This window comes from Agrobacterium larrymoorei (assembly GCF_030819275.1).
Classification (GTDB): Bacteria; Pseudomonadota; Alphaproteobacteria; order Rhizobiales; family Rhizobiaceae; genus Agrobacterium; species Agrobacterium larrymoorei_B.
On sequence record NZ_JAUTBL010000002.1, the window covers coordinates 332384 to 358399 of the forward strand.

Consider the following 26016-nt stretch of genomic DNA (forward strand, 5'->3'; position numbering starts at 1 on the left):
CACCAGGCCGACGATATAGATGATCTGATTCATGGATGATCCTCCGCTGGGAGCCGGCGGCGCCGGCGCTTGAAATCTTTCACCATAACGTGAGGAAAGACCGCAAGTTCCCGAAGAAGGCATATTTTCGGTTGTGGACCAGCAAATCGCGTGCGTTGCTTTACGTCTTCAGCGTGAATTGAACGACGTCGATACGCCCGCCTCTAAAGCCTGCCGCGCAGTAATGCAGATAATACTGCCACATGCGGCGGAAGCGTTCGTCGAAGCCCATGGGTTCGATCCGTTCCCAATTGGCAATGAAAGCACGGTCCCAAAGCATCAGCGTCCGGTCATAGTCTTGGCCGAAGCGCAGTTCGTCGGTCACCGAAACGCCTTCGCGTGCCGCCGCCTGGCGGAAAGCAGTGATGGAGGGCAGCATGCCGCCGGGGAAGATGTAGGTCTGGATGAAATCGGCGTTGCGGCGGTACTGGTCGAAGTAAGGCTCATCGATGGTAATGACCTGTACGACGGCCTTGCCCCCACGCGCCAGCAGCTCCTGAACCCGTTTGAAGTAAACCGGCCAGTTCTCTTCACCCACGGCTTCGAACATTTCGATGGAGACGATCTTGGAGTAGGTGCCCTGGCAATCTCGGTAGTCCTCCAGGCGGATGTCGCTGCGCTCGGACAAGCCTGCCTTGGCAAGCCGGTTGCGGGCATAGGCGGCCTGCTCCTGAGAGAGCGTCAGACCGGTGACGCGGCAGCCGGTTTTCGCCATGGCATATTCGGCAAAGCCGCCCCAACCGCAGCCGATCTCCAGCACGTGATCGTCAGGCCCGATCTGCAACTCTTCAACGATCCGGTCATATTTGGCGTTCTGCGCTTCGGCCAGACTCTGTCCGGGTTTGGTAAAGAGTGCGGAAGAGTAGGTCATGGTCTCATCGAGCCATGCGCCATAGAAGCGATTGCCGAGATCGTAGTGGAACGCGATGTTGCGGCGGCTTCCGGACTTGGAGTTGCGACGCAGACGGTGCCGCAGATAGTCGATTGTTGCGGTGAGGCGTGATGGCTGCGAGAGCGACAGCCAGTTGTGCTCATTGGCGAGTGCCAGTTCCAGAAGTGCAGAGATATCGGGGCTGTCCCAGTCACCATCCATATAGGCGCGGGCAAAGCCCATATCGCCACCAGTCACCAGGCGTCGAACCAGCCGGCCCCGGTTCAGCGATATCACACCGTGAGGCCCGGGTTCCTTGCCTTGCAACACATATTCCTGTCCGCCAGGGAAAACGAGCGTCAGACGTCCATGCGTCAATCCGCTCAGTCTACGGCAGATCATCCTTTGCCAGAAAGGGGCAGTGTGAAGGAGAAACGGGCGCGTTTCCTGTTCAGCGTGGCTCATTGTTCATGCCTCCCATGATTGCGGCGTTTTGGCGGGGACGGAGCTCGCAATGCGGCTCTCGGCGGCCTTGTGGCGATAAAGTGGATTGCCCTTGACCCAAAGGATAAGGGCTTCCCAGTGGATGGCGCCCATGATCTTCAGCGTCATCAGCGGATGGGACAGAAAACACCTGGCAAGCGCGCCATCCGTCAAAGGACGGCGCTTACCGGTGAAGGAGGCGAACAGCAGCTCGCCCTCGGCATCACGCTCGTTAATGGCGACGCGCACCGTCTCCTCAGGCGGATCGATGCGGAAATCGTAAGTGCACTCCATCGGCACGAACGGCGACACATACATTTCCTTGTCGCAGGCGTGCCGGACAGTTCCGCCATCGGCTTGCGGCGTGGGAATGATATAGGTGTGGCGCTCGTGGAACGTGTTGCAGACCTCATAGAGAATGGCGACCAGCCGGTCGTTCTCACGCCGGTCACGGCAGAAATAGACTGTCAGCGGATTGAAGACATAGCCAAAGATGCGCGGATAGCAGAGCATCTCGATGCGGAGATCTTCGAGCGGCATATCGATGTCGCCCTCGCTAAGCCGCGCGCGACACCAATCCTTCAGCGCGCCCTTTTCGCCGATGCCGTGATCCTTGTCGTGGAAACTGAAAATCGAAAACCGGTTATGGGCAAAGAGCCGCATCTTGGCGTCGACCAGCGGCAACTCATCCAGGTCCAGAAGCAGCGAAAAAACGCGGTAACGAAGCTTATGCGCGCGCGGGCGGTGGCGCGCATGCACGACGTTCCCTGCGTAGATCGCGGAGCGCAACGTCATCAGACGTGCTCCTCGATCGTCGAGAGGAAGATGCGGCTGGATTCGTTTTCCACCGTCCAAGGTCGCTTCACGCCGCTCAGCGCTTCCGCCACCGCAAGCCCGGACTGGATGCCGTCCTCATGGAAGCCGCTGCCGAAATGTGCGCCGCAAAACCAGGTATTGCGACGGCCCTGCAGCGACCACAGCTTCTTCTGTGCTGCCATTGCCTTCGCATCGAAAAGCGGATGGGCATAATCGAAGCTCTGGATCACCTTGGCCGGATCGACCGCACGCGATGGGTTGAGCGTGACGAAGAGCGGCGTTGCGGGATCGATCGGCTGAAGTTTGTTCATCCAATAGGTGACGCAAAGCGCTTCCGTGCCGCGAGATCCCGGCTCGCTGAGATAATTCCAGCTGGACCACACCGCCTTGCGTTTCGGCATCAATAGCTCATCGCTGTGAAGGACTGCCGTGTTGCTCGTATAGTCGAATGCGCCGAGAAGGGCTTGCTCCTGATCGTCGGCATCGGTGAGAAGCGCAAGGGCATCATCCGCATGCGTGGCGATCACCACCTCGTCAAAAACCGAGACATCACCCGCACGATCGACAACCGTCACGCCCTCTTGAATGCGGCGGATACCGGCAACCGGGCTTGAAAGGCGCACCGTTCCGCGAAATTCGGCAAGCACGCGGGACACATATTCCCGGCTGCCACCCTTGACCGTGCGCCACTGCGGGCGGCCGGAAAGCTGGACGAGGCCATGATTGACGAAAAAGCGGATGAAGGCGTGCAACGGATAGTCGCGCATGTCGTCGGCGGTCATCGACCAGATAGCCGCCCCCATCGGAAGCAGATGATCATCGACAAAGCCGGCCGAATAGTTGTTTCGATCGAGATAAGCGCCAAGACTGACGCCCCGCAGGCTCTCGTCGTTCAGAAGATCCGGCGCAACCTTGTAGAAGCGCATGATGTCACGCACCATTTTCCAGAAGCGCGGGCGAAAGAGATTGGACTTCTGCCCGATCAGCCCGGCAAGGTCGGAGCCGGAATATTCAAGCGCTCCACCGCCAAGCGATGCCGCAAAGGACATGTCGGAGGCAGCCGTCTGCACGCCGAGATGCGCGAACAGAGCCACGAGATTGGGATAATTCTTCTCGTTATAGACGATGAAGCCGGTATCGACGGCAATGGGAGCTCTGTCCGCACGCTCGACAGTGACCGTGTTGGCATGGCCGCCTAGTCGATGGTCGCTCTCATAGAGCGTGACGTCGCAGGACTTGTCCAGCAGCCACGCAGCCGAGAGACCTGAGATGCCGGAACCGATAACGGCCACCTTACGCAGTGCCTGTCTGTCTCTTGACCGTGACGATATATCCATGACTTCCAGGTCCATTTTCTTCATGTCGAACGTTACGCAAGGCAGTGACCAATGGATTTCCGAAGTGTTAAATTTTGTCTTCTCCCATACCGTGAGTGATCCACCGAAATAGACCTGCCGTAGTCGCCAGCATGACGATAAATGTTTCCATAGCGGCGGCGCCGTGCCACTATATGAGCAACAATAGGAAGAAGCCTGTTGCTCAGAAAATGCGTGGGAGCGAGGTAAAACCTATTCGCATGGGTGAAACGGTCCAGAACAATATCGAGGACGAGCTTCCCGGACTGCTAAGAGCAATTGCATCTGAACGCAGTGTGGAGGCCTTCGAAGCTGTATTCCGATACTTCGGACCACGCGTGCGTATCTATATGTTACGGCAGGTGCGTGATGCGCAGGCCGCTGAGGAACTGATGCAGGAAACAATGATGACGGTCTGGAACAAGGCCGCCCTCTTCGATCCGGCGAGAGGCAACGTCTCTGCCTGGATCTTCAGAATTGCCCGTAACCTGAGAATTGATGCGCACCGGCGCGACCGCCGTCCCGAGTTCGATATGAACGATCCGGCCTTCGTTGCAGACGATGCGCCTGCGGCCGATGCCCAGATGGAAGAGTTGCAGGATGCAGAGCGTTTGCACCGTGCGCTGGCCGACCTTCCGCAGGAGCAGCGGGACCTTCTGAAGCGTTCCTTCTTCGAGGAAATGTCTCACAGCGTTATTGCCCAGCAGCTTGGCCTCCCGATCGGAACCGTCAAGTCCCGCATCCGGCTTGCTTTTGCCAAACTGAGAACAGCTCTGGAGTCGCGCACATGAGTGTTTGGCACCACATCAGCGATGAATTGCTTCTCGATTACGCCTCGGGCAGTCTGGCGGAAAGCTGGAGCCTGGCAGTTGCCACCCATCTTGCGCTGTGTCCGGAAAGCCGCAAGCGTTTGCACGCCATGGAGATGACCGCGGGTGCGCTTTTGCGTGATGCCGGACCTGTTCAGGAAATTTCCGAGGGTCAGTGGAGCGCGATGAAGGCCCGCATGCGGGCCGAGGCCCCCTACGCGCCAGCAAGTGTGGCCGCTTCAGCCGCCAAACCCTCGGTCCTGCCGGAACCTTTGCGCTCCTACGCGGGTGGAGATGTCGACAAGCTCAAATGGAAGCCGCTCGGCCCCGGCGCCTATCATTTCCCCATTCCCACCAGGGATGGCGAAGCGCAGGTCCGGTTGCTGAAGATACCCGCTGGTAAGCCTGTTCCTGAACATACCCATGGGGGCCGGGAGTTGACGGTGGTTCTGGCGGGATGCTTCCGCGATGGCGACGATGTCTTCCGTCGTGGGGATTTTGAAGAGGCGGATGAAGACCTCACCCACCAGCCGATTGCTGGTGAAGGCGAAGATTGCATTTGCCTGGCTGTCACCGATGCGCCTCTGAAATTCAAGAGCTGGATCGTCAGACTGGTTCAGCCCGTTCTGGGAATTTAATGCTCATTTATAAGAGGAGGCTTGCCGTATGCAGCTGATCGTCGCCTATGTCGCAACGGCTATCGTCTTCTTCGGACTGGATTTCGTCTGGCTGTCAAAGCTGGCTGTCGGCTTTTACAAACGCGAAATCGGGCAACTCATGCTGCCAAAGCCAAACTTCGTGGCAGCGGGTATCTTCTATCTCTTTTATATTGCGGGCATCGTCTACTTCGCCGTCGCACCATCTTTCACCGGAGGTTCGATCGGTGAGGCGCTGGTCTCCGGTGCGATCTTTGGCTTTCTTGCCTATGGCACTTACGACATGACGAACCTGTCCACCCTCAAGGGGTGGACATGGCGCTTATGCGTGGTGGATATCATTTGGGGAACGCTGCTGACGGCCGTCGCCGCAGCAGCGGGTGCGTGGGCGACGCAGGCTTTTGCCTGATTTTTCTATAGGTTGCAGCGCCTACACCTGTACCATCAGCGGATCAGGATCACTTGCGCAAGATGACCCAGATCGCGTGGATGATGCCGGGCAGGTAGCCGCACAGTGTGAGCAGAATGTTCAGCCAGAAATGAAGGCCGAGCCCGACCTGCAGGAAAACGCCGACGGGCGGCAGGATGATGGCGAGAAGAATACGAATGACGTCCACGATCTGAAATCCCATGTCCATTGTTGTCGGGCGGGTAACGTGGTTTCAAGCCGATTGGTTCAATCTTGCCTTCCGCTGTGCGCACACATTCCGTTCATTCAACCGATCGTTTCGCGCACCCAACGGACGTCCATTCGGTCACGCGCCCGAAAATAGTTTTGTGTTAAAACGGCTATGGTGTTGTCTTTTTACGGTTTGATAACCAAATGTATCGGACGGTAAGAAAGGGTGTTTATCGCCTCACCATATCCACATTAGCGCCTATGGTAGGATCCATGAGAAAGCCGATAGACAAAGCCGGACTGATCTTCGTCGCTCTCCTATGCGTCCTCGTAGGTCTCGTCCTCAGCATCGCCCTTTTCCGCGACAACATCCACATCGCCCCACAGGCCCAGGATGGATCTTTGATCCCCCGCACCACCCCGCATAAGCAGGTCAATTAGGCGGGCAACCGATCTTCCTCTCTAGTTCAAGTGAAGAAGGAGCCAGGCGAAAGGCTCTCTGTTGCCGTGAGCGTGGGCCAACGAAGATCAAATTCCGTCGAGAGCGACTTCGCGAGAGGTACGATCGATGCGCTCCTGAAGAGCAACGGAGACGGCCTGCAAAAATTCTTGGCGTCGTCTTTCGTCCGTTGCCTCTGGTGTGGACTTTAATCGCTCGAGGATTTTTTCCATAAAACCCACATGGTTGAAGCGATCCGCCGCGATATTGACCTCAACCTCTTCCATGTAATGCGCCAGGTGCGGCCCCAGCTCCAGATTTTCATCCATCTGGTACCGATTGGCCATCTGCTCCCCAAGCGTCGCCATCTGCGCGTAAGGGCCAAATTCGTTGATCATTCAATCTCCTCTTGCGTTGGGAGACTAAGATAGGCGAGGCGAGGAAGAAGGACGAGATGCTCGGCGGTCTCATCGCGAAAACGTGAGATCGGGTCCAAGGCGATGCGCTAGAAATGTCCAAACGCTGATCGACGCCCTGTTACAATGGATGCGCCAACTGAGCGTAATGCGGCCTTTGTCGGCACTACCCGAATGTATCCGCTTAGACTTGACGTTTGGTGCCAGAGAAGTGTTGGGACACGGTTGCTTCAACACGCAAGCACCTTTCTACACCGAATGGTGTGGATGCCCCTCTTTACAGTTCAAAGGGATCGTCGGAAGCTTTAACCGATGGGGGAGCGGTGAAAGGGTCTTCGTCCTTTGGTGGAGACTTTTGAGTGCTGACGAGCTTGTCAGTTGTATCCTGACAGTCAAGCATCTCATCAATTGCCTTTGAGGAACCTTTAAGCCGCAGGAACACAATTTGCTTGCCGGCGTAGAACGCCTTCAAGCCCAACTTTTTACTGAATTCGACGAGAAAATTTGGGTCGTGGGTACCGACCTGAAGGTACTTATAGGAGTTAATTTGTGCCGCCGACGCCTTTGCTTCCCAAGGCGTTTCGTCATCGAACTGGATGCGGACAGGATATTCTTTGCCCTCTTCCAACGATTTCCATTTGGCGTTGCCAAACGAAAAGTAGAGCTCGCGCTTACCCTCCAGAAAGTTGAAGCCTAGCCGCAGGATCGTTCCGTCCTCGTATGCAGTCGATAAGTAGCAGGCATTCCCCATGCTAGGGTCCATGCGGATCGTCCACCCCGCTACCTCCTTCCACGGAACCGTATCCGATTGCGCAAGGAGCGGGGTAGGGAGGGCAAACATTGCGGCGCAAAATATGGCTTTCATGCCTGTACCATAGAGATTAGGTGGTGCTGCCTTATTTGCCCATGAGTTGTGATCGCTGTCGAGTCGAAACCTATGCTAATCTTACGGCAGGCGATTGCTTGCACCTACAGAGCGCCCGTCTAGGCAATGTTTATACAAGAGGCGCAGAAAGCGTTCGACGCTCAGGCTTGGCTTGAATCAACCGCTATGGGTTTCGATCCCCACCACAAAAGATGCATAAGCTAGGAGAAAATGGTGCCGCTTACGTGACTCGAACACGTGACCCCGTCATTACGAATGACGTGCTCTACCGACTGAGCTAAAGCGGCCTGCGCAAGCGCCGAAAAACTATCGGCGCGGCGCATGGCGGGCTGATACAGGCATTGAGGCAGGATTTCAAGCGTTGAATGTCAGCTTGTTGAAAATTTCCCGCCTGCAATGACCTCCCATGCCTAGGATGCGCAGACGCGCTGCTTCGCGGAGGCGTATTCCTGCGCCAACCGGTCAACCAGTGCGGAGACGGGTTCGACGGCCTTCACCACACCCACACCCTGGCCTGCGCCCCAAATGTCCTTCCAGGCTTTGGCGCCGGTGGAGGCTGCGGCAAAATCCATCTTCGAAGGATCGGCGACCGGCAGGTTGTCCGGGTCGAGGCCGGAGGCGACAATCGATGCTTTCAGATAATTGCCATGCACGCCGGTGAAGTAGTTGGAATAGACAATGTCATTGGCGTGCGCCTCGACGATCGCCTGCTTATACGCCTCCGTCGCGCGCGCTTCGCGGGTGGCGATGAAGGGTGAGCCGATATAGGCCATATCCGCACCCATGGCCTGGGCCGCGAGAATGGAGCCGCCATTGGCGATGGCGCCCGCCAATAGAAGAGGGCCATCGAACCACTCGCGAATTTCCTGAACCAGCGCGAATGGGGAAAGGGTGCCCGCATGGCCACCGGCGCCGGTCGCGACCGCTATGAGACCATCCGCGCCCTTGCGGATCGCCGAGTTGGCGTGGCGGTTGTTGATCACGTCGTGCAGCACGATCCCGCCATAGGAGTGGATTGCGGCGTTGACCTCCGGCACAGCGCCCAGGGACGAGATGACGATCGGCACCTTGTATTTCACGCAGAGCCCAAGATCATGTTCCAGTCGCTTGTTGGACATATGCACGATCTGGTTTACCGCGAAGGGCGCGGCCGGTCGGTCCGGGTGGGCGGCATTGTGCGCGGAAAGCTCTTCCGTCAGCATCGCCAGCCACTCGTCCAACTGGCTCTCCGGGCGAGCGTTCAAAGCTGGAAACGCGCCCACAACGCCCGCCTTGCATTGCGCCAGCGTCAATTCCGGATGAGAAATGATGAAGAGCGGCGAGGCAATCACCGGCAGTCGGAGATTGTCCTTAAGAATGGACGGCAGCATGGTTCCTCCCATGAATGACATTTGGCGATTTACGTTTACGCGCACGTAAGATTTAGCCGAGGTGGATGCCATTGAAAAGCGAAAAGAGCGGGTGGGGCGGTACGACGCCAGACCTGCGCCATGATGAGGCCACCGGCGCTTGCGGCAAACCTTATGCTCCAACCGCCACAGTCATGACGTTTTCCCCAAGCCAATTTCCGCTTTGCTGATCAGGTGGCTTGCGGTTGTGGACACGAGTCGTTACCGAATCGTAAACGTGGTGCCGAAGCGTTGATCTTTCGCGTGTGGCGAGGAAGAAGGACCGAGAGTGAGCGGACTGGAAACGGCAATCAGAAATGCCCTGGAAAAATCGGATCGGTCGAATGCCGAAGTGCGCGCGCGGATCTATCAGTCGTCGCGTCAGGCCTTGGAAGCCGGTCTGCGGAAGCAGGGCATAGACGATCAGGGCGTCGTTGCGCAGCAGCGTCAGCGGCTGGAAAACGTCATTCACGCCATCGAGACGGAAGAGCGGAACCGACTTCTGGATGTGGTCGAAGACCACGTAAGGAGGGAAACGCAGCGCACTGCTCCGCCTGTTGTGGAGCCACCTGCCGCCACGCGATCTGCTCCCGCTGTCGCGGCACCGTCGGTTGCGCCCGCGCGGCGGCATGAAGACGAGGATGAGGGTGCGGCGATGCCGGTGGGAGCGCCAGTGCGCGCTGAGCCGCGCAGCGAGCCCGCACATCAGCCGCCAGAGATGAGCGATTTTCGTGCCGAACGCACCGACGAGGGCTTGAGCCGCATGACCTCGTCAGCCGGTCCCTCCTTTGAAGCCTCGTCGCTTGCCTTCAAGCCGGAGCGTGCGGCCAAGGGCCGCCGCAAGAAGGGCATCATCACACGCCTCTTTATCTGGTTCACGTTTTTGGCCTTCATTGGCGTTGGCGGCTGGTGGGTCTATAGCTCCGGCCTGTTGCTGAGCCCGAACGAACGGGACACCAGCGTGCCGAACCCGCCGCCTTCGGTGGAAGCCGAAGATTTCGACGGGCAGCAGAACACCCAGGAGCCGACGCTCGCCGCTGGTCGCGGTTTCTCCGACGCCTGGCAGGAAGTCTTCAACGCGGATCGTGGCGATGCGGGGCTACAGCCTGGCTCGCTCTCCAAGGTGGAAGATGTTGCGACCGGCGGCGGAAAGGCCGTCCGCGTGACGTCGCAGACGGCGGATGCCGCGGGCAATATCGCGATCACGGTTCCGGTCGATGTGCTGCGGGATATGGCGGGCAAGGCCTCTACCATTTCGATCACGCTGCAATCTGCTAGCAACGGCCAGAGCCAAGTGTCGGTCTCGTGTGATTTCGGAACGTTGGGCGATTGCTCGCGACACCGTTTCACCGCCACGCAGGAGCGCGCCGATATGCTGATCAATCTCAGCTTCGATCGCACCATGGCACCTAATTCGCCTGGCCGCATCTTCATCAACAGCGATATTGACGGCAAGTCGCGACCGATCAACCTCTATTCGGTTCGGATATTGCCCGGTCAGTAAGGGCGCTTGCGCGCCAATTTACAGCACGGGCCCGAAAGTCGGAATCGACACGCCGGTTTAAAGAGTAGGACCGCGTCAGTAGCCGAGCGCGATCCCGTCCTTGCGCGATTCAGACGCACCGACAAGCGTTCCGTTCTCCCAGTCGATCCTCACCGCCTGGGCACCACCGATCGGATCCTCGGCCGGCACGATCTCGAACCCGCGGCGGGTGAGTTCGGTAATCGTTTCCGGCGAGATCGTATGTTCCGCTTCCACGCGCGGTATCTTGCCGCCAACGGGAATGAGGCGCGGCAGGTCGATGGCATCCTGGATATCCATGCCGTAATCGACCACCTTGGATATCAGATGCGCATGGCCGAGCGCCTGATAGTACCCTCCCATGACGCCGAAGGACATCTCCGTGCGGCCATTGCGGGTCACCATGCCGGGAATGATGGTGTGAAGCGGCCGCTTTTCCGGGGCGATCATGTTCGGATGCCCGCGTTTCAGCGAAAAGCTCTGGCCGCGATTGTGCAGGATCACGCCGGATCGGGGCGCAACGATGCCGGTGCCGAAACTGTCGAAAATCGAGTTGATGAAGCTTACCGCATTGCGGTCTTGATCGACAATCGAGATGTAGACCGTGTCGCGGTGCAGCGGCATCTCGAAGTCCGGCAGGTCGGTCAAGGCATGACGAAGATCGATCATCTCGGCCAAGCGTTTCGCGAAGTCGTGCGAGAGCAATTCCGCCACCGGCACGTCCGCCTTGGCGGGATCGGCGATCCAGGCGTCGCGTGCCGCATAGGCAAGCCGCGTCGCCTCGATTTCCAGATGCAACCGATCCGTCGAGCCCGGCGCATGGCGCGTGTCGAAATGGGAGAGAATGTTGAGGATGAGAAGGGCGATGATCCCTTGGCCGTTCGGTGGGCACTCATGGATCATGTGATCGCGGAATAGGGTGGTGACGGGCGTGACATATTCCCCACCGGCGGCAGCAAAATCCTCCATCGTGTGCAGGCCGCCAAGTGAGCGCAGGTGGCTTACCATATCCTCGGCGATATCGCCTGAGTAGAAACCGTCACGGCCTTCGGTTGCGATCTTGCGCAGCGTCGCACCAAGCTTTTCCTGCCGGTGAACCGCGCCAATGGCGGGTGCGCGGCCGCCTGGCAAAAAGATCGCCGCCGCCGCCGGGTCCTGCGATAGCAGCGTTTCCTCCCGCACCCAGTCGCGGTGAACGCGCGGCGCGATCGCATAGCCCTGTTCGGCGTAACGGATGGCCGGGGCCAGCACGTCGGCGAAGGGCAGGCGGCCGTGATCGGCGTGCAGTCGTGTCCAGGCGTCAATGGCGCCGGGGATGGTGACGGCGGCGGGCGATTGGCGCGGCACTTCGGTCAGCCCACGCTCTTCGAACCAATCCACCGTCAGTGCCTTCGGCGTGCGTCCGGAGCCGTTATAGGCGATGATCTCGGCGCTGCCTCTCGGTGCGTAGAGCGCGAAGCAGTCGCCGCCAATACCAGTCGAGCCCGGCTCCACCACGCATTGGACGGCACAGGCGGCGATCGCCGCATCCATCGCATTGCCTCCGGCTTGCAGGATCGTGATGGCGGTCAGCGTCGCGGAGGGGTGGGATGTCGCCGCCATCCCCGTGGTCGAAACCGCGATGGACCGTGTGGGCTTCTCGAAATTGCGCATCCTGGTGGTCTCCTCTTAGTCTTTTTGTTTTCCGCTTCGCCTAAGCGCGGCGGCGATAGGGCGTCAGCCGGTTCTCGATAAGGCCGAGCGTCCGGACGATGATGAAATTCATGGCGAGATAGATGGCGCCGGCGGCGATGAACACCTCGATGGCGCGGTAGCTCTGGGAGATCAACCCTTGTGCAATGCCGGTCACTTCCATCAGCGTGATGATGGACGCGAGCGAGGTGCCTTTGACCATCAGAATAATTTCGTTGCCATAGGCGGGGATCGCCTGCCGGATGGCTAGTGGCAGGATGACGAGGCGCAAGGATAGCCAGCGAGACAGTCCAAGCGCGAGTGCCGCTTCGCCAAGTCCCCGCGGCACGTTGCGGATGGCACCGCGCAGGATTTCACTGCCATAGGCAGCCGTGTTCAGCGTCAAGGCCAGGATGGCGCACCAATAGGGCTCGCGAAAAAGCCACCAGAGACCGGCTGCCTGAAGGGAAGGGCGAAACTGGCCAAGCCCGTAATAGATCAGGAAAATCTGCACGAGCAACGGCGTGCCACGGAAGATGGCGACGAAGCTTCGAATAGGCCAGACGGCAAGGCGATGTCCGCCGCTCTGGGCAAGCGCAAGCATCAGGGCAAGGCAGAAGCCGAGGAGCAGTGAGCTTCCTGCAAGCTGCAGCGTCAGCGGCACGCCAGAGAGCAGCTTGGGGATGATCTCGAGGAAGAAGCCGACATCGATCATCGTTCGCGGATCCCTCGGAAGGCGCGTGCTTCGGCGAGGCGGAAGGCCTGCCCGGTTATCCCGGCAATGACGAAATAGAGAAAGGCCGCGGCGAGATAAAAGAGAAAGGGTTCACGTGTCGAACCTGCGCCGATCTGGGTTTGGCGCATCAGTTCCACCAGGCCAATGACCGAAATCAGCGCCGAATCCTTGAGAACGAGCTGCCAGACATTGCTGAGGCCTGCGACCGCATGGCGCAGGAGCTGCGGGAGGATAACGAGGCACAGCATCTGGCTGCGTGATAGGGCGAGCGCCTTGGCTGCGTCGAACTGGCCGGGATCGACCGCGAGATAAGCGCCGCGATAGACTTCCGACTGGTAGGCCCCGGAGATGATGCCGATGGCAAGAATGCCGGTTGCCAGCGTCGGCAGGCCGATGAAGTCCTGTGACCCCATTCGGTGCGCAATCGCCGTCAACGCGACACTGCCGCCATAGTAGAAGAGATAGATGGTCAAAAGGTCGGGAACGCCGCGAAACACGATCCCGTAAGCCTCTGCCAGCCCGCGCGCGGTGCGCCGCTTCGACAGACGCCCTGCCGCTGCCAGTCCGCCGAACAGAGCGCCGAGCGCAAAGCCAAGAAGCGAGAGGAGCAGCGTCATGGTCGCAGCGCCAAGAAGCGACATGCCCCAGCCGCCATCGCCAAAGCCGAGGAGATGCAGTTTATCCATCATGCGGGCGTGATCCCCTGTTGATATCCACGCGGCCGGAAACCTGTGGTGTCCGGTCGCATGCGGTCCGCCCTTACTTGACCGGGGTTACGTCCGTCTTGACCCACTTTTCCGAAAGACGCTTGATCGTGCCATCAGCAATGGCGCCATCGATCGCGGTATTCAGCATTTCCTTGAGCTTGGTATCGCTCTTGCGCAGGCCAGCGCCCGAGCCGAGCCCGAAGACACCACCGACGAAGCCGGGACCGGCGAGCGTGTAGTCCGCAAATTCGGGCTTTGCCAACGTGGCGGCCAATGCGGATTGCTGCGCGAAGAGCGCATCGACCCGGCCAGCGGCCAGATCCAGATCGTGTTGCTCGGTTGTCTTATATTCGCGAATCTCGACCGTATCGGCGAAGTACTTCTTGAGGAATTCGAGATTGGTGGTGGCGGCCTGCACGCCGACGACCTTGCCCTTCAGGAGGGGTTTAAGCTTTTCGATGGCAGCCTTGGCGGAGGCGTCGTCGTCGAGCTTGAACTTCTCGGTAGCACCGCCGAGCTTGCCGAGATCGCTGTCTTTGGCGACAGCGAAGCCAGAGGGGTCGACGGCATAGGGATGGCTGAAGTCGATAGTTTCAAGGCGCTTGGGCGTGATGAACATGCTGGCCATGATCACGTCGAACTTGCCGACCGTGAGGGATGGAATGAGACCGTCCCAATCCTGGGCTATGATGGTGCATTTGATCTTCATGCGGGCGCAGAGATCATTGGCAAGGTCGATTTCGAAGCCGTCCAGCTTGCCGTCGGCGGTGGTGAAGTTCCATGGCGCATAGGCGCCTTCAGTCGCGATCTTGATTTCTTTTGGGGCATCCTGCGCAAGCGCGGCTGGCGCAAGGCCGAGCGGGGCAAGCACGAGTGTGGTAAGTGCAGCCGCAAGCGCGGCCATGCGACGGATCGTCATGACTTTTCCTCTTGTTTTAGAGCCGTTCGGTGACGGCGGTTCCCCGTCCGTACCGGATGTCGTCTCCGGCTGCGGACATCTTGACCGGACGGCTCAGCGCCGACCGGGACTGGCGTAATCGGCAAGCAGGTTCGCCGTTTCGGCGATATGGTCCTGCATCACCGCCTCGGCATCGCGCGCGTTGCCGGATTTCAGGACGTCGATCAGCCGCTCATGCTCCTGACGGGCTGAAAGCGGCTTTTCGACATAGTCGAACCAGATGCGCATATAGGGCTCGATCATCACATGCAGTGCGTTGATCTGGCGGATCAGCTTCGGTCTGCCGCTGAGGCCGTAAATCAGCGCATGAAATTCCTGGTGGCGCAGCACCCAGTCGCCGCTGCCGGATTGCCCGGCCCGCTCCATCCGCTCCAGTAACCGCTCAAGCTCCTCGAATGTCTCTGTCGTCATGCGTGGCGTGGCGAGCCGGACTGCGAGCCCCTCCAGCACGGAGCGGATCTCAAAGGCTTCGTGAATTTCTTCCAGCGTCAGCCCGGCGACGATGCAGCCCCGGTTCGGGCGGAGCGTCACCAGACCGTCGGCGGCGAGCCGCCGGAAGGCCTCGCGCACCGGCATGCGGCTCATGCCGATATCCGCCGCAATCTCTTCCGGAATCAACCGGTCTCCGGCCTTGTAGCGACCCTGCCGCAGTGCCTGCTGAAGATGCACGTAAGCTTCCTCCTCCGCCGTGGAGGGAAGAGAGACTCTGGATGCAGTCGCATAGGTCATCAGCGGCTCATTGGATTTTTGTATCCACTTATCCAATCAGCAGCATCGGCCCGGGTCAAGACGTTTGTAGGGTCTATTATGAAAAAGGCAGAGCAGGCCTGATGCCGCTCTGCCATTCTCCATCCGCAATCGCCATCATTTTTGGAAAGAGGGGGTCAGGTGCCGTAAAAAGGGCTCCGAACTATTTTAGAAACTTTGGCCCACTGCCCAAAATCTTGTCGTCGATCTTGCCGATCGCCTTCTCATCCTTGCCCTCATAATCGAGCGAGGTGAGAATATGGCGAATGAGATTCAGTCTGAGCCTGCGCTTGTCATTGGCGCGGATCACCGTCCATGGCGCGTCGTCTATGTGCGTCTTTTCCAGCATCTCGTCACGGGCCGCGGTATAGTCGTCCCATTTGGTCAGGGCGGCGATGTCCATATCCGAAAGCTTCCAGGATTTCAGCGGGCTGTGCCGGCGGTCGTGGAAGCGTTCCAACTGGGTCTCGCGACCGATATCGAGGTAGAACTTGAAGAGGTTCACACCCTCATGCACCAGCATTTTTTCCAGCCGCGGCACTTCCTTCAAGAAGCGCTTGTGTTCTTCCGGCGTGCAAAACCCCATCACGGGCTCCACACCGGCGCGGTTGTACCATGAGCGGTCGAAGAGTACGAACTCGCCCGCAGTCGGAAAATGGGCGATGTAGCGCTGGAAGTACCATTGCCCTTTTTCGGTTTCGGTCGGCTTGGTCAGTGCCACGACACGCGCATAGCGTGGGTTGAGATATTCCCGCACCGCGGCGATCGAGCCGCCTTTACCCGCGGCATCGCGGCCCTCGAACAGCGCCATGATGCGCTGGCCGGTGGCCTGCTGCCAGAACTGCACCTTCACCAGTTCGATCTGAAGCGCTTCGATCTGTGCTTCATACTCCTCCCGGCCAAGCTTCTTGTCATAGGGGAAATCGCCTGCCGTCAGCTTCTTGTCATCCACCCAGTCGGGGAGCACAGGATCGTCGATATTGAAGACCCGCTCCTTGCCGTTCATCGTCAATGTTACGGATCTGTCCTTGACGGTTTCGCTCATGCTCACTCCCTTTTCAGCCTACGGCATTTTGTCTTCTTAAGGTCAGCCTGACACTCAACGAATTCAAGAGCAAAGAGATTCCGGCATCGAAGCTCCATCCACATAAATTTTGCCGGCTAAGGCTTGCAAAAGGACAGGGCGAAGAATCTTTGTCATGAAAGGCGATTATGACGGTCGGATCGGGAGCGAGACGAATGGATAAGATTCGCGATGGCAATGGCAGCGATGGACGGGGAGGGTGCGTTGCTTAAACAGATGCGCCGCATGCGGAGAAACTGGCTTGCGCTTTTTGTCGTCACGATGCTGGCAGCCTTGGCGCTTGTCGAATGGCGTTCGCCCTATGTCGTGGCCGCACTGTGGCTCGCCGCCGTCTTCGCCATTCTTTTCATCACGCCCTCCGCCACCATCGGAAAGGATGAGAACAAACTCAACGAAGAGGTCGTGCCGCCCCAGGGAGTGGATCATGGATTGATTGCAGGTGTGCGGGCAGGTCTTGCGGTGCTCGATACGCCCGTCTTCATCCTGGACCGGGACGCCGCTGTCTTGTTTGAAAATGCGGCGGCGGAACGCGCCTTTGGGACGCTGCCTGTCGGTTCGCATATTTCGGGCAGGCTGCGCTCACCCGGCCTGCTCGATGTCATTCGCGAAACCATCGCCACCGGACAGCCGAACCAAGTGGAGCACTCCGAACGACTGCCCTCGGAGCGAGTGTTCATCGTGCGCATCGCAGCTGCGGATATGCCACAGACGGCGGGAGCGCCCTTTTATATCCTCTCTTTCCGCGACATTTCAGATCTGCGTCGTATCGACCGCATGCGCAGCGATTTCGTCGCCAATGCCAGCCATGAGCTGAGAACGCCGCTGGCCTCGTTGCGCGGCTTCATCGAAACCATGCAGGGGCCGGCGCGCAACGATCCCAAGGCGCAGGAGCGCTTTCTTGGCATCATGCTGGACCAGGCAACCCGCATGAGCCGCCTGGTCGATGACCTGATGTCGCTCTCAAGGCTAGAGCTTCGTGCCAATATCGCACCGGATCAGACCGTCGATCTCGTGCCGCTTCTCGGCCATGTTCGGGATTCCTTGCTACCGCTCGCCGGCGATCTGGACGTCGAGATCAAGCTGCATATTCCCGAAAACCCGGTGCAAGTGAACGGCGACCGGGACGAGTTGGTGCAGGTGTTCCAGAACCTCGTCGAAAACGCCTGCAAGTACGGTCAGGATGGCAAGGTGGTGGATGTGTTCCTGCGCGCAGAGGTGGGCAAGCCTGTCGAAGTCAGCGTCGTGGATAAGGGACCGGGCATTCCCGCCGAGCATGTGCCGCGTCTCACAGAGAGGTTTTACCGCGTCAGCGTAGCAGACAGCCGTTCGAAAAAAGGCACTGGTCTCGGCCTTGCCATCGTCAAGCACATTCTGACCCGCCACCGCGCCCGCCTCATCATCCGGTCGGAAATTGGCGCTGGTACGGACTTCACCGTGAGATTTTGACACACAAGCCCTGTCGTATTCGTCACGTTTTAGAAATGCATATAAATATCAGTAATTTAATCTGTCACAAATCTTTCACCGAAGTGACATAAAAGGGTGTGGCAAGACTGGTTATGAAGAGGCCGCCGGGACAGCCCAGACGGGCTTAAGGATCAAGCCTCTTGCCGGCACAGTTCACGAAAGCCCGAAAAAGGGCCCCACGACGGGAGAGTCATAATGAACTTCTTTAAATTGTCTGCAGCAGCTCTGGTGGCGTCCGTTGCCTTCGCGGGTGCCGCTTCTGCTCGCGACCAGATCCAGGTTGCTGGTTCCTCCACGGTTCTGCCTTACGCAAAGATCGTTGCTGAAAGCTTCGCCGAAGCTTTCCCGAACTTCAAGGCACCGGTTGTTGAGTCCGGCGGCACGGGTGGTGGTCTGAAGGCATTCTGCTCCGGCGTGGGCGAAGGCACGATCGACATTGCCAATGCATCGCGCAAGATCAAGGCTGACGAGCTGGCAGCCTGCAAGTCCGCTGGCGTTGCTGACGTTCAGGAAGTGAAGATCGGTTACGACGGTATCGTCTTCGCCATGGACAAGTCCAACAAGGACGTCAAGTTCGAGCCGAAGGACCTGTACCTCGCTCTCGCCGCTGAAGTCGTCAAGGATGGCAAGCTGGTTGCCAACCCATACACAAAGTGGTCCGAAATCAACAAGGAACTGCCTGACGTAGAGATCGCTGCCTATATCCCTGGCTCCAAGCACGGCACGCGCGAAGTCTTCGAAGAGAAGATCATGGCTGACGGCTGCAAGGAAGCTGGCGCGACGGACGTGATCAAGGGTCTGGTTTCCGACGCCAAGCAGGCTGCTGCCAAGTGCGTTGCCATCCGTAAGGACGGCAAGGCTGTCGATATCGACGGCGACTACACCGAGACGCTCGCTCGTATCGATGCCAACAAGTCCGGCGTCGGCGTCTTCGGCCTCGCTTTCTACGACAACAACAAGGACAAGCTGAAGGTCGCGACCGTCGGTGGCGTTGTTCCGTCCACCGAAACCGTTGCTTCCGGCAAGTACCCTGTCTCGCGTCCGCTGTTCTTCTACGTTAAGAAGGCTCACCTGGGTGTCATCCCTGGCCTGAAGGAATATGTCGAATTCTTCACCTCTGACGAGATGATCGGCCCTGACTCTCCGCTCGCCAATTACGGCCTGGTTGCTGCCCCTGACGCAGAGCGCAAGGAAATCCGCGCTCAGTTCGAAGCCGGCAAGACCCTCTAATATATCCTGGGAAGCGCGGTGGCATAACGCTGCGCTTCCCATCTCTTCTGTTGGCAAGGTCGGTTTGCGGCCATTGCTCAGTCCGGAAGGGTTGACAGTTCCTATTTATCGTAACACCAAGCCGCCGATAAATATGATCTATCAACCCGGAATGCGTGAACTGAATGCAGATCCGGCATCGTGCGGTGATCAGCCGCAGGTGCTGCGCTCTTGGTGAAATGATGCCGCATCGTGCCGCGTGGTGCGCCGAGGAAACTCTCCATGAACACATCCATCCTTTTGCTCATATTGGCACTGATCGGCATATCCAGCTATGTGCTGGGTAAGCGCCGTGCCGCAGTGCTGGCGGGCGCACGTCCCTCCAACATGCATTCCCGCTCTGGTTATCACGGTTCCTACGTCCTCATCTGGGCGCTTATTCCTTCCGCGCTGATCCTGGCGGCGTGGCTGATCATCAGCCCGATCATCGTCAACTCCGCGGTGCATGAAAGCTTCCCGGATGACATCAAGGCACAGCCGGAAGCCCAGCAGAGCCTCACCTATGGCATGGTCGTTTCCATTGCCCGCGGCCTTACCCAGGTTTCGCCGCAGGAATATGACGCGCTGAAAGCCGATCCCGCGACGGCACGCGCGGTCCTCGCCTCTAAAGGTGTGGCCATCGCCGGCGATCCGCAGCCCTTCATGATCGAGTCTGCAGAAAAGCTCAATAACATGTCGGCGGTCAGCCGTATCGCCATGGTGTTCGTAGTGCTTGCCACGGCCATCGCTGGGGCCTTCCGGGCGCTCCGCGGCCTGGCACCGCGCTTTCGTGCCCGTAATAAGGTGGAGAAGGTCATTCTCGGCGCGCTCGTTCTTGCATCGTCGATCGCGATCTTGACCACGATCGGCATCGTTATGTCGATGCTGACGGAAGCCACGCAGTTTTTCCGGATGGTTCCGGCGCATCAGTTCTTCTTCGGCACGGTGTGGGATCCGCGTTTTGCTGCGGCTGGTTCGACAGACAGCTCCGGTCAGTTCGGCCTCATTCCGCTCTTGGCGGGTACGCTCTATATTGGCTTCGTCGCCATGCTGGTCGCGGTACCGGTCGGTCTGTTCTCGGCGATATACATGGCCGAATATGCAAGCCCCCGTTTGCGCTCGATTGCCAAGCCGCTGCTGGAAGTGCTCGCCGGTATCCCGACCATCGTCTACGGCTTCTTTGCGCTGACGACTGTGGGGCCGTTCCTGCGTGACATCTCTGCCCAGATCAATGGTCTGGCAACCGGCGACTATGCCAGCTTCATCCAGGCGCAGAGCGTCATCACCGCCGGCTTCGTCATGGGCATCATGCTGATCCCATACGTCTCCTCGCTGTCGGATGATATTATCACCGCTGTGCCGCGTTCGCTTCGGGACGGATCGCTTGGTCTCGGCGCCACGCGCTCCGAGACGGTCAAGAAGGTCATTCTTCCGGCCGCTCTTCCGGGCATCGTCGGGGCGATCCTGATGACTGCTTCACGCGCCATCGGTGAAACCATGATCGTGGTTCTGGCCGCCGGTGTTGCCGCACGCCTGCAGCTCAACCCCTTCGAGCCGATGACGACGGTGACCGTCAAGATCGTCAGCCAGCTGACCGGTGACCTTGAGTTTACCTCGCCGCAGACGCTCGTTGCCTTCGCGCTTGGCATCACGCTCTTTGCCATCACGCTTTGCCTCAATATCTACGCGCTCTACATCGTGCGCAAATACCGGGAGCAGTATGAATGACCGACGTCGTTACTCCGGGCATCTCCGCCCCCGCCGCAACGAAGAAGGTCCGTCGCGATATCGGCATCAAGCGCCGTTACGCTGCAGAGCGCCGCTTCCGCGCCTATGGTGTCGCCGCGATCTCCTTCGGCCTGCTGTTTCTCTTCCTGCTTCTCTGGTCCGTCATCGGCAAAGGCTACACGGCCTTTCAGCAGACGATGATCACGATCCCGGTCGAGTTTTCGCAGCAGATCATCGATCCGGACAATGTGCGCGCACAGAACCCGTCTAAGCTGATGACGGCCAATTACCCGGTCGTCGCCCGCAACTCGCTTGCCAAGGTGCTCGGCGTTTCGCTGGAGGATCGCACGGCGCTGCGCGCCGTCAACGCACTGATCTCCGATAGCGTCCGCACCCAGCTTCGCGACATCGTCACATCCGATCCGAACGTCATCGGCACGACGCGGACCGTGTCGCTCCTGGCATCCGGCGATGTCGACAGCGCCTTCAAGGGCCAGGTGGATATGTCGGGCGAGGAGCAGAACCGCCGCATCTCCGACCAGCAGGTCGGTTGGATGAACGAACTGGTTGGCAAGGGTGCGCTGGAAAAGAAGTTCAACACCGGCATCTTCTTCAATGGGGCATCCAGCCGTCCTGAAGCCTCCGGTGTCGGCGTCGCGCTGATCGGCTCCTTCTACATGATGCTGATCGTGCTCGTGCTGTCCCTGCCGATCGGGGTTGCCGCTTCCATCTACCTGGAAGAGTTTGCGCCGAAGAACCGCCTGACGGACCTCATCGAGGTCAACATTAACAACCTGGCAGCGGTGCCGTCCATCGTTTACGGTCTGCTGGGTCTCTCGGTCTTCATCAACTTCATGGGCCTCCCGCGCTCGGCCTCGCTGGTCGGTGGTCTGGTGCTGACGCTGATGACGCTGCCGACCATCATCATCGCAACGCGCGCTGCCTTGAAAGCAGTGCCGCCTTCGATCCGCGCCGCAGCGCTCGGTCTCGGTGCCTCGAAGATGCAGACCATCTTCCACCACGTGCTGCCGCTTGCCATGCCCGGCATCCTGACCGGCACCATCATCGGCCTTGCACACGCGCTTGGCGAAACCGCGCCGCTCCTTCTCATCGGCATGGTGGCCTTCGTGGCGAATTACCCGACGACCCCGCTTGATCCTGCAACGGCCCTGCCGGTTCAGATCTACATGTGGGCGAACGAAGCCGAACGCGCCTTTGTCGAAAGAACATCTGGCGCTATCATCATCCTGCTTATGTTCCTCCTGGTGATGAATGTGGGCGCAATCCTGCTGCGTCGCCGCTTCGAACGGCGCTGGTAAAGCATTTCGAGGAAATGTGGATACCGGTTTTCTGCTCGGAAATGCGATAAGAAGCAAGGGAGAACGGAACAATGAACATGTTGTCGGAAGCAGCAGTTGAAAAGGCGCTGGACAAGAAAATGAATGAAGTTTCCTATAAGATGATCGGCAAGGACGTCTCCGTATATTACGGTGAGAAGCGCGCCCTTTACGATGTGAAGCTCAACGTTCGTGAAAACACGGTGACGGCTCTCATCGGCCCCTCGGGCTGTGGCAAATCCACCTTCCTGCGCACGCTGAACCGCATGAACGACACGATCGATGGCTGCCGCGTCACCGGCGAGATTACGCTCGACGGTGAGGATATCTACGATTCTGCAATCGATGTCGTCGAGCTTCGCGCTCGCGTCGGCATGGTGTTCCAGAAGCCGAACCCATTCCCGAAGTCTATCTACGAAAACATTGCCTACGGCCCGCGCATCCACGGTCTTGCCCGCAACAAGGCAGATATGGACCAGATCGTTGAATCCGCCCTGCAGAAGGCAGGCCTCTGGAACGAAGCAAAGGACCGCCTGCAAGAATCCGGCACGGGTCTGTCCGGCGGGCAGCAGCAGCGCCTGTGCATCGCACGTGCCATTGCCGTTTCACCGGAAGTCATCCTCATGGACGAGCCATGCTCGGCGCTTGACCCGATCGCGACCGCCAAGGTGGAAGAGTTGATCCACGAGCTTCGTGCCAACTATACCATCGTCATCGTGACGCACTCGATGCAGCAGGCCGCTCGCGTTTCGCAGCGTACCGCCATGTTCCACCTCGGCCACCTGGTTGAGGAGAACGATACGGACAAGATGTTCACCAACCCGGATGACCAGCGCACCCAGGACTATATCATGGGTCGTTTCGGCTGATCCTGCTCTTGCTTGCGCATCCCACCGCGCCTGTCGCTTGAGCCACTAAAAAAAGGCTTGCGACAGGGCGTTTAGAAACTGGAGACTACGAACATGTCGACACATTCCCACATCATGTCCGCCTATGATGAGGAGCTGAAGTTCCTTAGCCGCCGGATCGCCGAAATGGGCGGCCTGGCCGAGCAAATGTGCGCCGATGCCGTGCGCGCGCTCGTCAATTCCGATGCGGCCCTGGCACAAAAGGTCATCTCGGACGATACGATCCTCGATCACGCTGAGCGCGAGATCGGCGACAAGGCGATCGTCACCATTGCCAAGCGCCAGCCGATGGCAGCAGACCTTCGTGAAATCATCGGTTCGCTGCGCATTGCCGCAGACCTGGAGCGTGTCGGCGATCTGGGCAAGAACACCGCCAAGCGCGTCATCGCTGTTGCCGGCACCGGCGTTCCGCGCAAACTGGCGCGCGGTCTCGAGCATCTGTCGGAACTGGCCCTGGTGCAGTTGAAGGAAGTGCTGGACGTCTACTCCACGCGATCGGCGGAAAAGGCCCAGGCCATCCGCGAGCGCGACGAGGAAATCGACGCCATGTACACCTCGCTCTTCCGCGAGCTTCTGACCTACATGATGGAAGATCCGCGCAACATCACCACCTGCACGCATCTTCTGTTCTGCGCCAAGAACATCGAGCGCGTCGGCGACCACGCCACCAACATCGCCGAGACCATCTACTACATGACCACTGGCAGCCAGCCGGAAGGTGAGCGTCCGAAGGACGATAGTTCCAACACGCTCGGCGCTGTGACCGAGTAAGCGACAGATAGGATCTGGAGCCATGGTGCCAAAAATCGCCGTTGTCGAAGATGAGGAGGCGCTGAGCGTCCTCCTCCGTTACAATCTCGAATCCGAAGGCTATGACGTGGACACCATTCCGCGTGGCGACGAGGCGGAAATCCGCCTTCAGGAGCGCACGCCGGATCTTTTGATCCTGGACTGGATGCTGCCGGGCGTCTCCGGCATCGAGCTTTGCCGTCGCCTGCGCATGCGTCCGGAAACCGAACGTCTGCCGATCATCATGCTGACGGCGCGCGGCGAGGAAAGCGAACGGGTTCGCGGCCTGGCGACGGGCGCGGACGACTATGTCGTGAAGCCCTTCTCGACGCCGGAGCTGATGGCACGCGTCAAGGCGATGCTGCGCCGCGCCAAGCCGGAGGTTCTGTCCTCCGTGCTGAAATGCGGCGATATCGAGCTCGATCGTGAGACGCACCGTGTCCATCGCAAGAGCCGCGAAGTCCGTCTCGGGCCGACCGAATTCCGCCTGCTGGAATTCCTCATGACCTCGCCCGGTCGTGTGTTCTCCCGTTCCCAGCTTCTCGATGGTGTCTGGGGTCATGATATCTATGTGGATGAGCGCACGGTGGACGTCCATGTCGGTCGTCTGCGTAAGGCGCTGAATTTCTCCAGCATGCAGGATGTCATTCGCACCGTGCGCGGCGCCGGCTATTCCATGGAAGCCTGATCGGCGTCGGGAGCGCTTTGCTTGAAGGTACAAGCGCTCCTATTCTCGTCGCGTCAGAGAGGGTAGCACGTGGCTTCCTGGCGTCAGATCAATGTTGACGGAATGGGATATCGCGCAGCGTCTATCTCGTCCTTCGACAACGGGCTGCGCGTCAGCACGTCGGCATAACTGGCTCTGGTTCGAGCGCCATAGCTCTCCTTGATCGCGCTCATCAGTTCGATCTCCTGGTACATCCAGTTCCAGCGCGAATAGTCGCCCAGGCCGGTCAACTGGCGGCTCGCTTTTTCCCGAACCGCAAGCTCGCGATCGCGCACCACTTCTCCCGTCACGATCGACATCAACTGGAAGGCGGCATCATCCATGTCCGTGGCTTCCCGACGCCAATATTCCTCTCCGCGCTCCTCGCAGATCAGCCAATAGCTGCCACGTCGCCATTCGACGTAAACGGTTCCGTCGCCACGGGCGCGGCGCGGGATTGGCGGGAAGGGCGTGTCGACGGCCCTGGCCCATAGCGCCGAGATATAATCGTGAAGTGTGTCGATAGCGTCCATGATGACAGTCTGGGCGCGACCGTTGCTGCAGGCAAGTTCGGATTATTTGGGAAAGCTGGACACTGCCCAATAAAAAAGCGGACCGAAGCCCGCTTTCTGAATTGGTTCTGAGACAGACCTTACGCCTTGCGGCGTTCGCTGACCGGCTGGTAGGCCATCTTCGCGTGGAACTTGCAGTAGGGCGAGGCTTCAGACGCTTCGCAGCCGCAGAAATGGAAGTCGTCCTTGAGCGGGTCGCCGACCGGCCACTTGCAGGTGCGCTCCGTCAGTTCCGTCAGCGTCAGGCGACGCGAGATCGGGATAACGACATTGTTGGAAGAACGAACATATTCCATGGGCTCGACCGGGTCGATGTCCATGTCTTCCTTGAAAGCGAGGGCACCAGAGCTACGGGCCGGTGCTGGACGGCTGGTCGCAGCGCGGGCCGGAGCCGCATAGCTTGCCGGACGCGGCGCTGCTGCGGGACGCTTGGGCGCAGGACGCGACGTGGCGACCGTACCGCCGGCCTTGGCACGACCTGGCAGGTTGAGGCGGTGAACCTTGCCGATGACGGCATTGCGGCTCACACCGCCTAGTTGTGCTGCGATCTGGCTTGCGCTAAGCCCTTCGGACCATAATCTCTTGAGCTTTTCTACTCGTTCGTCCGTCCAGTTCATGCCGCTTCTCCGCTCGTCGCGTTGTTTTCGGGCAGAATCCACCTACTGTGCCATGGAGTGAACCACGCGCAGGCCATTCGCCAGATTGTAGGTGACTAGTTCCGCCGCATTGCAGTCTAGTAATTGACGGTTAACCTAATCGTCGGTTGACTCCGTGACAAGAGTCGCAGGAATCATCTGGAATCGATTTTCCGGTTTTCCCCAACTTGCTTCCCCTGTGAGTCAGAAAGGCAACACCTCGGGGCTGCGCGGCAAGCGCCTACCAAGGCTTGTAAATGCCCGGAAGTGCCGAGATTTGTTGACATTAGGCGGGGAAGTGACAATAGTGCTCTCGCAATGAAGACAGCATGCAGGCCGCCGCGAGGCGGCATTTTTGATTTTCAGGGCAGGGATAACCCGCGAGCCCTATTGACAGTCGTCTGTCCCGACTTGACGTAAGGAG

The 26016-nt window shown here is 59.1% G+C and carries 27 protein-coding genes and 1 tRNA gene; 12 read left to right on the top strand and 16 right to left on the bottom strand.

All coding sequences use genetic code 11. The features are described from left to right. Nucleotides 1–160: 160 nt before the first annotated feature. From QE408_RS10180 to QE408_RS10190, 3 genes are read right to left on the bottom strand one after another with little or no spacing between them, the layout of a single operon-like run. The gene (locus QE408_RS10180; RefSeq protein WP_306930799.1) at nucleotides 161–1375 is read right to left on the bottom strand and encodes an SAM-dependent methyltransferase; all 1215 of its coding nucleotides are present in this window, start codon (nucleotides 1373–1375) and stop codon (nucleotides 161–163) included. Between the two features lie 3 nt (nucleotides 1376–1378). Continuing rightward, nucleotides 1379–2188: a DUF1365 domain-containing protein gene (locus tag QE408_RS10185; protein WP_306930801.1), complete on the bottom strand. Its 810-nt coding sequence runs from the start codon at nucleotides 2186–2188 to the stop codon at nucleotides 1379–1381. Then, nucleotides 2188–3561 carry an NAD(P)/FAD-dependent oxidoreductase gene (locus QE408_RS10190; RefSeq protein WP_306934756.1) on the bottom strand — a complete coding sequence of 458 codons (1374 nt, stop codon included), beginning with the start codon at nucleotides 3559–3561 and terminating at the stop codon, nucleotides 2188–2190. The genes QE408_RS10185 and QE408_RS10190 overlap by 1 nt, the downstream gene beginning before the upstream one ends. Before the next feature lie 224 nt (nucleotides 3562–3785). Between QE408_RS10190 and QE408_RS10195 the strand changes: the two genes are divergently transcribed. Genes QE408_RS10195 through QE408_RS10205 form a run of 3 tightly spaced genes read left to right on the top strand, consistent with a single transcriptional unit; the run spans nucleotide 3786 to nucleotide 5438 of the window. Further along, nucleotides 3786–4355, top strand: a complete 570-nt coding sequence (locus QE408_RS10195; RefSeq protein ID WP_306930803.1) for a sigma-70 family RNA polymerase sigma factor — start codon at nucleotides 3786–3788, stop codon at nucleotides 4353–4355. Further along, nucleotides 4352–5011, top strand: a complete 660-nt coding sequence (locus QE408_RS10200) for a ChrR family anti-sigma-E factor (RefSeq protein ID WP_306930805.1) — start codon at nucleotides 4352–4354, stop codon at nucleotides 5009–5011. Before QE408_RS10195 ends, QE408_RS10200 begins: the two co-directional genes overlap by 4 nt. A gap of 28 nt (nucleotides 5012–5039) precedes the next feature. After that, on the top strand, nucleotides 5040–5438 hold the full coding sequence (locus QE408_RS10205) for a DUF2177 family protein (RefSeq protein WP_306930806.1): 399 nt from the start codon (nucleotides 5040–5042) through the stop codon (nucleotides 5436–5438). Nucleotides 5439–5487: 49 nt separating this feature from the next. On the opposite strand, the gene QE408_RS10210 is transcribed toward QE408_RS10205, so the two are convergent. Further along, entirely contained in the window at nucleotides 5488–5646 is a 159-nt protein-coding gene (locus QE408_RS10210; RefSeq protein ID WP_037171141.1) for a YqaE/Pmp3 family membrane protein, read from the bottom strand. A gap of 275 nt (nucleotides 5647–5921) precedes the next feature. Here QE408_RS10210 and QE408_RS10215 point away from each other — a divergent pair, with 275 nt between their 5' ends. Beyond that, nucleotides 5922–6089 (top strand): hypothetical protein, encoded by a 168-nt coding sequence (locus tag QE408_RS10215; protein ID WP_306930808.1) that lies wholly within the window; start codon nucleotides 5922–5924, stop codon nucleotides 6087–6089. Nucleotides 6090–6176: 87 nt separating this feature from the next. On the opposite strand, the gene QE408_RS10220 is transcribed toward QE408_RS10215, so the two are convergent. The 4 genes from QE408_RS10220 to QE408_RS10235 all read right to left on the bottom strand — a co-directional run bounded on the left by QE408_RS10220 (nucleotide 6177) and on the right by QE408_RS10235 (nucleotide 8759). Beyond that, entirely contained in the window at nucleotides 6177–6485 is a 309-nt protein-coding gene (locus QE408_RS10220) for a hypothetical protein (protein ID WP_306930810.1), read from the bottom strand. Nucleotides 6486–6780: 295 nt separating this feature from the next. Further along, nucleotides 6781–7368: a hypothetical protein gene (locus QE408_RS10225; protein ID WP_306930812.1), complete on the bottom strand. Its 588-nt coding sequence runs from the start codon at nucleotides 7366–7368 to the stop codon at nucleotides 6781–6783. A 232-nt stretch (nucleotides 7369–7600) separates the two neighbouring features. Further along, a tRNA-Thr gene (locus tag QE408_RS10230) sits at nucleotides 7601–7676 on the bottom strand. Nucleotides 7677–7799: 123 nt separating this feature from the next. Continuing rightward, on the bottom strand, nucleotides 7800–8759 hold the full coding sequence (locus QE408_RS10235) for an NAD(P)H-dependent flavin oxidoreductase (RefSeq protein WP_306930814.1): 960 nt from the start codon (nucleotides 8757–8759) through the stop codon (nucleotides 7800–7802). 307 nt (nucleotides 8760–9066) lie between these two features. Between QE408_RS10235 and QE408_RS10240 the strand changes: the two genes are divergently transcribed. Continuing rightward, nucleotides 9067–10281 carry a hypothetical protein gene (locus QE408_RS10240; RefSeq protein ID WP_306930817.1) on the top strand — a complete coding sequence of 405 codons (1215 nt, stop codon included), beginning with the start codon at nucleotides 9067–9069 and terminating at the stop codon, nucleotides 10279–10281. A 75-nt stretch (nucleotides 10282–10356) separates the two neighbouring features. On the opposite strand, the gene ggt is transcribed toward QE408_RS10240, so the two are convergent. The 6 genes from ggt to ppk2 all read right to left on the bottom strand — a co-directional run bounded on the left by ggt (nucleotide 10357) and on the right by ppk2 (nucleotide 16163). After that, the gene (gene ggt, locus QE408_RS10245; protein WP_306930819.1) at nucleotides 10357–11952 is read right to left on the bottom strand and encodes a gamma-glutamyltransferase; all 1596 of its coding nucleotides are present in this window, start codon (nucleotides 11950–11952) and stop codon (nucleotides 10357–10359) included. A 40-nt stretch (nucleotides 11953–11992) separates the two neighbouring features. After that, the gene (locus QE408_RS10250) at nucleotides 11993–12685 is read right to left on the bottom strand and encodes an ABC transporter permease (protein ID WP_306930820.1); all 693 of its coding nucleotides are present in this window, start codon (nucleotides 12683–12685) and stop codon (nucleotides 11993–11995) included. Further along, nucleotides 12682–13395 (bottom strand): ABC transporter permease, encoded by a 714-nt coding sequence (locus QE408_RS10255; RefSeq protein ID WP_306930822.1) that lies wholly within the window; start codon nucleotides 13393–13395, stop codon nucleotides 12682–12684. Before QE408_RS10255 ends, QE408_RS10250 begins: the two co-directional genes overlap by 4 nt. A 70-nt stretch (nucleotides 13396–13465) precedes the next feature. Continuing rightward, nucleotides 13466–14332 carry a lysine/arginine/ornithine ABC transporter substrate-binding protein gene (locus QE408_RS10260; protein WP_306930823.1) on the bottom strand — a complete coding sequence of 289 codons (867 nt, stop codon included), beginning with the start codon at nucleotides 14330–14332 and terminating at the stop codon, nucleotides 13466–13468. A 93-nt stretch (nucleotides 14333–14425) separates the two neighbouring features. After that, nucleotides 14426–15100: a GntR family transcriptional regulator gene (locus tag QE408_RS10265; RefSeq protein ID WP_306930825.1), complete on the bottom strand. Its 675-nt coding sequence runs from the start codon at nucleotides 15098–15100 to the stop codon at nucleotides 14426–14428. Nucleotides 15101–15281: 181 nt separating this feature from the next. Beyond that, on the bottom strand, nucleotides 15282–16163 hold the full coding sequence (gene ppk2, locus QE408_RS10270) for a polyphosphate kinase 2 (protein ID WP_306930827.1): 882 nt from the start codon (nucleotides 16161–16163) through the stop codon (nucleotides 15282–15284). Between the two features lie 225 nt (nucleotides 16164–16388). Between ppk2 and phoR the strand changes: the two genes are divergently transcribed. The 7 genes from phoR to phoB all read left to right on the top strand — a co-directional run bounded on the left by phoR (nucleotide 16389) and on the right by phoB (nucleotide 24367). Next, the gene (gene phoR / locus QE408_RS10275) at nucleotides 16389–17648 is read left to right on the top strand and encodes a phosphate regulon sensor histidine kinase PhoR (protein ID WP_373465577.1); all 1260 of its coding nucleotides are present in this window, start codon (nucleotides 16389–16391) and stop codon (nucleotides 17646–17648) included. Nucleotides 17649–17864: 216 nt separating this feature from the next. Then, entirely contained in the window at nucleotides 17865–18899 is a 1035-nt protein-coding gene (locus QE408_RS10280; RefSeq protein ID WP_306930828.1) for a substrate-binding domain-containing protein, read from the top strand. A 261-nt stretch (nucleotides 18900–19160) separates the two neighbouring features. After that, on the top strand, nucleotides 19161–20645 hold the full coding sequence (gene pstC, locus QE408_RS10285) for a phosphate ABC transporter permease subunit PstC (RefSeq protein ID WP_306930830.1): 1485 nt from the start codon (nucleotides 19161–19163) through the stop codon (nucleotides 20643–20645). Next, entirely contained in the window at nucleotides 20642–21964 is a 1323-nt protein-coding gene (gene pstA, locus QE408_RS10290) for a phosphate ABC transporter permease PstA (RefSeq protein WP_062445555.1), read from the top strand. The genes pstC and pstA overlap by 4 nt, the downstream gene beginning before the upstream one ends. A gap of 71 nt (nucleotides 21965–22035) precedes the next feature. Continuing rightward, the gene (gene pstB / locus QE408_RS10295; RefSeq protein WP_062427043.1) at nucleotides 22036–22851 is read left to right on the top strand and encodes a phosphate ABC transporter ATP-binding protein PstB; all 816 of its coding nucleotides are present in this window, start codon (nucleotides 22036–22038) and stop codon (nucleotides 22849–22851) included. 93 nt (nucleotides 22852–22944) lie between these two features. Next, the gene (phoU, locus tag QE408_RS10300; RefSeq protein ID WP_062427042.1) at nucleotides 22945–23661 is read left to right on the top strand and encodes a phosphate signaling complex protein PhoU; all 717 of its coding nucleotides are present in this window, start codon (nucleotides 22945–22947) and stop codon (nucleotides 23659–23661) included. A 22-nt stretch (nucleotides 23662–23683) separates the two neighbouring features. Beyond that, nucleotides 23684–24367 (top strand): phosphate regulon transcriptional regulator PhoB, encoded by a 684-nt coding sequence (phoB, locus tag QE408_RS10305; protein WP_027676016.1) that lies wholly within the window; start codon nucleotides 23684–23686, stop codon nucleotides 24365–24367. Nucleotides 24368–24450: 83 nt separating this feature from the next. Here the strand turns inward: phoB and QE408_RS10310 are convergent, their stop codons facing one another. Beyond that, nucleotides 24451–24918 carry a hypothetical protein gene (locus QE408_RS10310; protein ID WP_306930838.1) on the bottom strand — a complete coding sequence of 156 codons (468 nt, stop codon included), beginning with the start codon at nucleotides 24916–24918 and terminating at the stop codon, nucleotides 24451–24453. A 119-nt stretch (nucleotides 24919–25037) separates the two neighbouring features. Further along, nucleotides 25038–25574, bottom strand: coding sequence for a GcrA family cell cycle regulator (locus QE408_RS10315; RefSeq protein ID WP_306930841.1), 537 nt, complete (start codon nucleotides 25572–25574; stop codon nucleotides 25038–25040). Nucleotides 25575–26016: the final 442 nt, after the last annotated feature.

Bases quoted from the DNA above. Each gene is read 5' to 3' on its own strand.
- QE408_RS10180 (WP_306930799.1), bottom strand. From the start codon at position 1,375: ATGAGCCACGCTGAACAGGAAACGCGCCCGTTTCTCCTTCACACTGCC.
- QE408_RS10185 (WP_306930801.1), bottom strand. From the start codon at position 2,188: ATGACGTTGCGCTCCGCGATCTACGCAGGGAACGTCGTGCATGCGCGC.
- QE408_RS10190 (WP_306934756.1), bottom strand. From the start codon at position 3,561: ATGGACCTGGAAGTCATGGATATATCGTCACGGTCAAGAGACAGACAG.
- QE408_RS10195 (WP_306930803.1), top strand. From the start codon at position 3,786: ATGGGTGAAACGGTCCAGAACAATATCGAGGACGAGCTTCCCGGACTG.
- QE408_RS10200 (WP_306930805.1), top strand. From the start codon at position 4,352: ATGAGTGTTTGGCACCACATCAGCGATGAATTGCTTCTCGATTACGCC.
- QE408_RS10205 (WP_306930806.1), top strand. From the start codon at position 5,040: ATGCAGCTGATCGTCGCCTATGTCGCAACGGCTATCGTCTTCTTCGGA.
- QE408_RS10215 (WP_306930808.1), top strand. From the start codon at position 5,922: ATGAGAAAGCCGATAGACAAAGCCGGACTGATCTTCGTCGCTCTCCTA.
- QE408_RS10220 (WP_306930810.1), bottom strand. From the start codon at position 6,485: ATGATCAACGAATTTGGCCCTTACGCGCAGATGGCGACGCTTGGGGAG.
- QE408_RS10225 (WP_306930812.1), bottom strand. From the start codon at position 7,368: ATGAAAGCCATATTTTGCGCCGCAATGTTTGCCCTCCCTACCCCGCTC.
- QE408_RS10235 (WP_306930814.1), bottom strand. From the start codon at position 8,759: ATGCTGCCGTCCATTCTTAAGGACAATCTCCGACTGCCGGTGATTGCC.
- ggt (WP_306930819.1), bottom strand. From the start codon at position 11,952: ATGCGCAATTTCGAGAAGCCCACACGGTCCATCGCGGTTTCGACCACG.
- QE408_RS10250 (WP_306930820.1), bottom strand. From the start codon at position 12,685: ATGATCGATGTCGGCTTCTTCCTCGAGATCATCCCCAAGCTGCTCTCT.
- QE408_RS10255 (WP_306930822.1), bottom strand. From the start codon at position 13,395: ATGATGGATAAACTGCATCTCCTCGGCTTTGGCGATGGCGGCTGGGGC.
- QE408_RS10260 (WP_306930823.1), bottom strand. From the start codon at position 14,332: ATGACGATCCGTCGCATGGCCGCGCTTGCGGCTGCACTTACCACACTC.
- QE408_RS10265 (WP_306930825.1), bottom strand. From the start codon at position 15,100: ATGACCTATGCGACTGCATCCAGAGTCTCTCTTCCCTCCACGGCGGAG.
- ppk2 (WP_306930827.1), bottom strand. From the start codon at position 16,163: ATGAGCGAAACCGTCAAGGACAGATCCGTAACATTGACGATGAACGGC.
- phoR (WP_373465577.1), top strand. From the start codon at position 16,389: ATGGACGGGGAGGGTGCGTTGCTTAAACAGATGCGCCGCATGCGGAGA.
- QE408_RS10280 (WP_306930828.1), top strand. From the start codon at position 17,865: ATGAACTTCTTTAAATTGTCTGCAGCAGCTCTGGTGGCGTCCGTTGCC.
- pstC (WP_306930830.1), top strand. From the start codon at position 19,161: ATGAACACATCCATCCTTTTGCTCATATTGGCACTGATCGGCATATCC.
- pstA (WP_062445555.1), top strand. From the start codon at position 20,642: ATGACCGACGTCGTTACTCCGGGCATCTCCGCCCCCGCCGCAACGAAG.
- pstB (WP_062427043.1), top strand. From the start codon at position 22,036: ATGAACATGTTGTCGGAAGCAGCAGTTGAAAAGGCGCTGGACAAGAAA.
- phoU (WP_062427042.1), top strand. From the start codon at position 22,945: ATGTCGACACATTCCCACATCATGTCCGCCTATGATGAGGAGCTGAAG.
- phoB (WP_027676016.1), top strand. From the start codon at position 23,684: ATGGTGCCAAAAATCGCCGTTGTCGAAGATGAGGAGGCGCTGAGCGTC.
- QE408_RS10310 (WP_306930838.1), bottom strand. From the start codon at position 24,918: ATGGACGCTATCGACACACTTCACGATTATATCTCGGCGCTATGGGCC.
- QE408_RS10315 (WP_306930841.1), bottom strand. From the start codon at position 25,574: ATGAACTGGACGGACGAACGAGTAGAAAAGCTCAAGAGATTATGGTCC.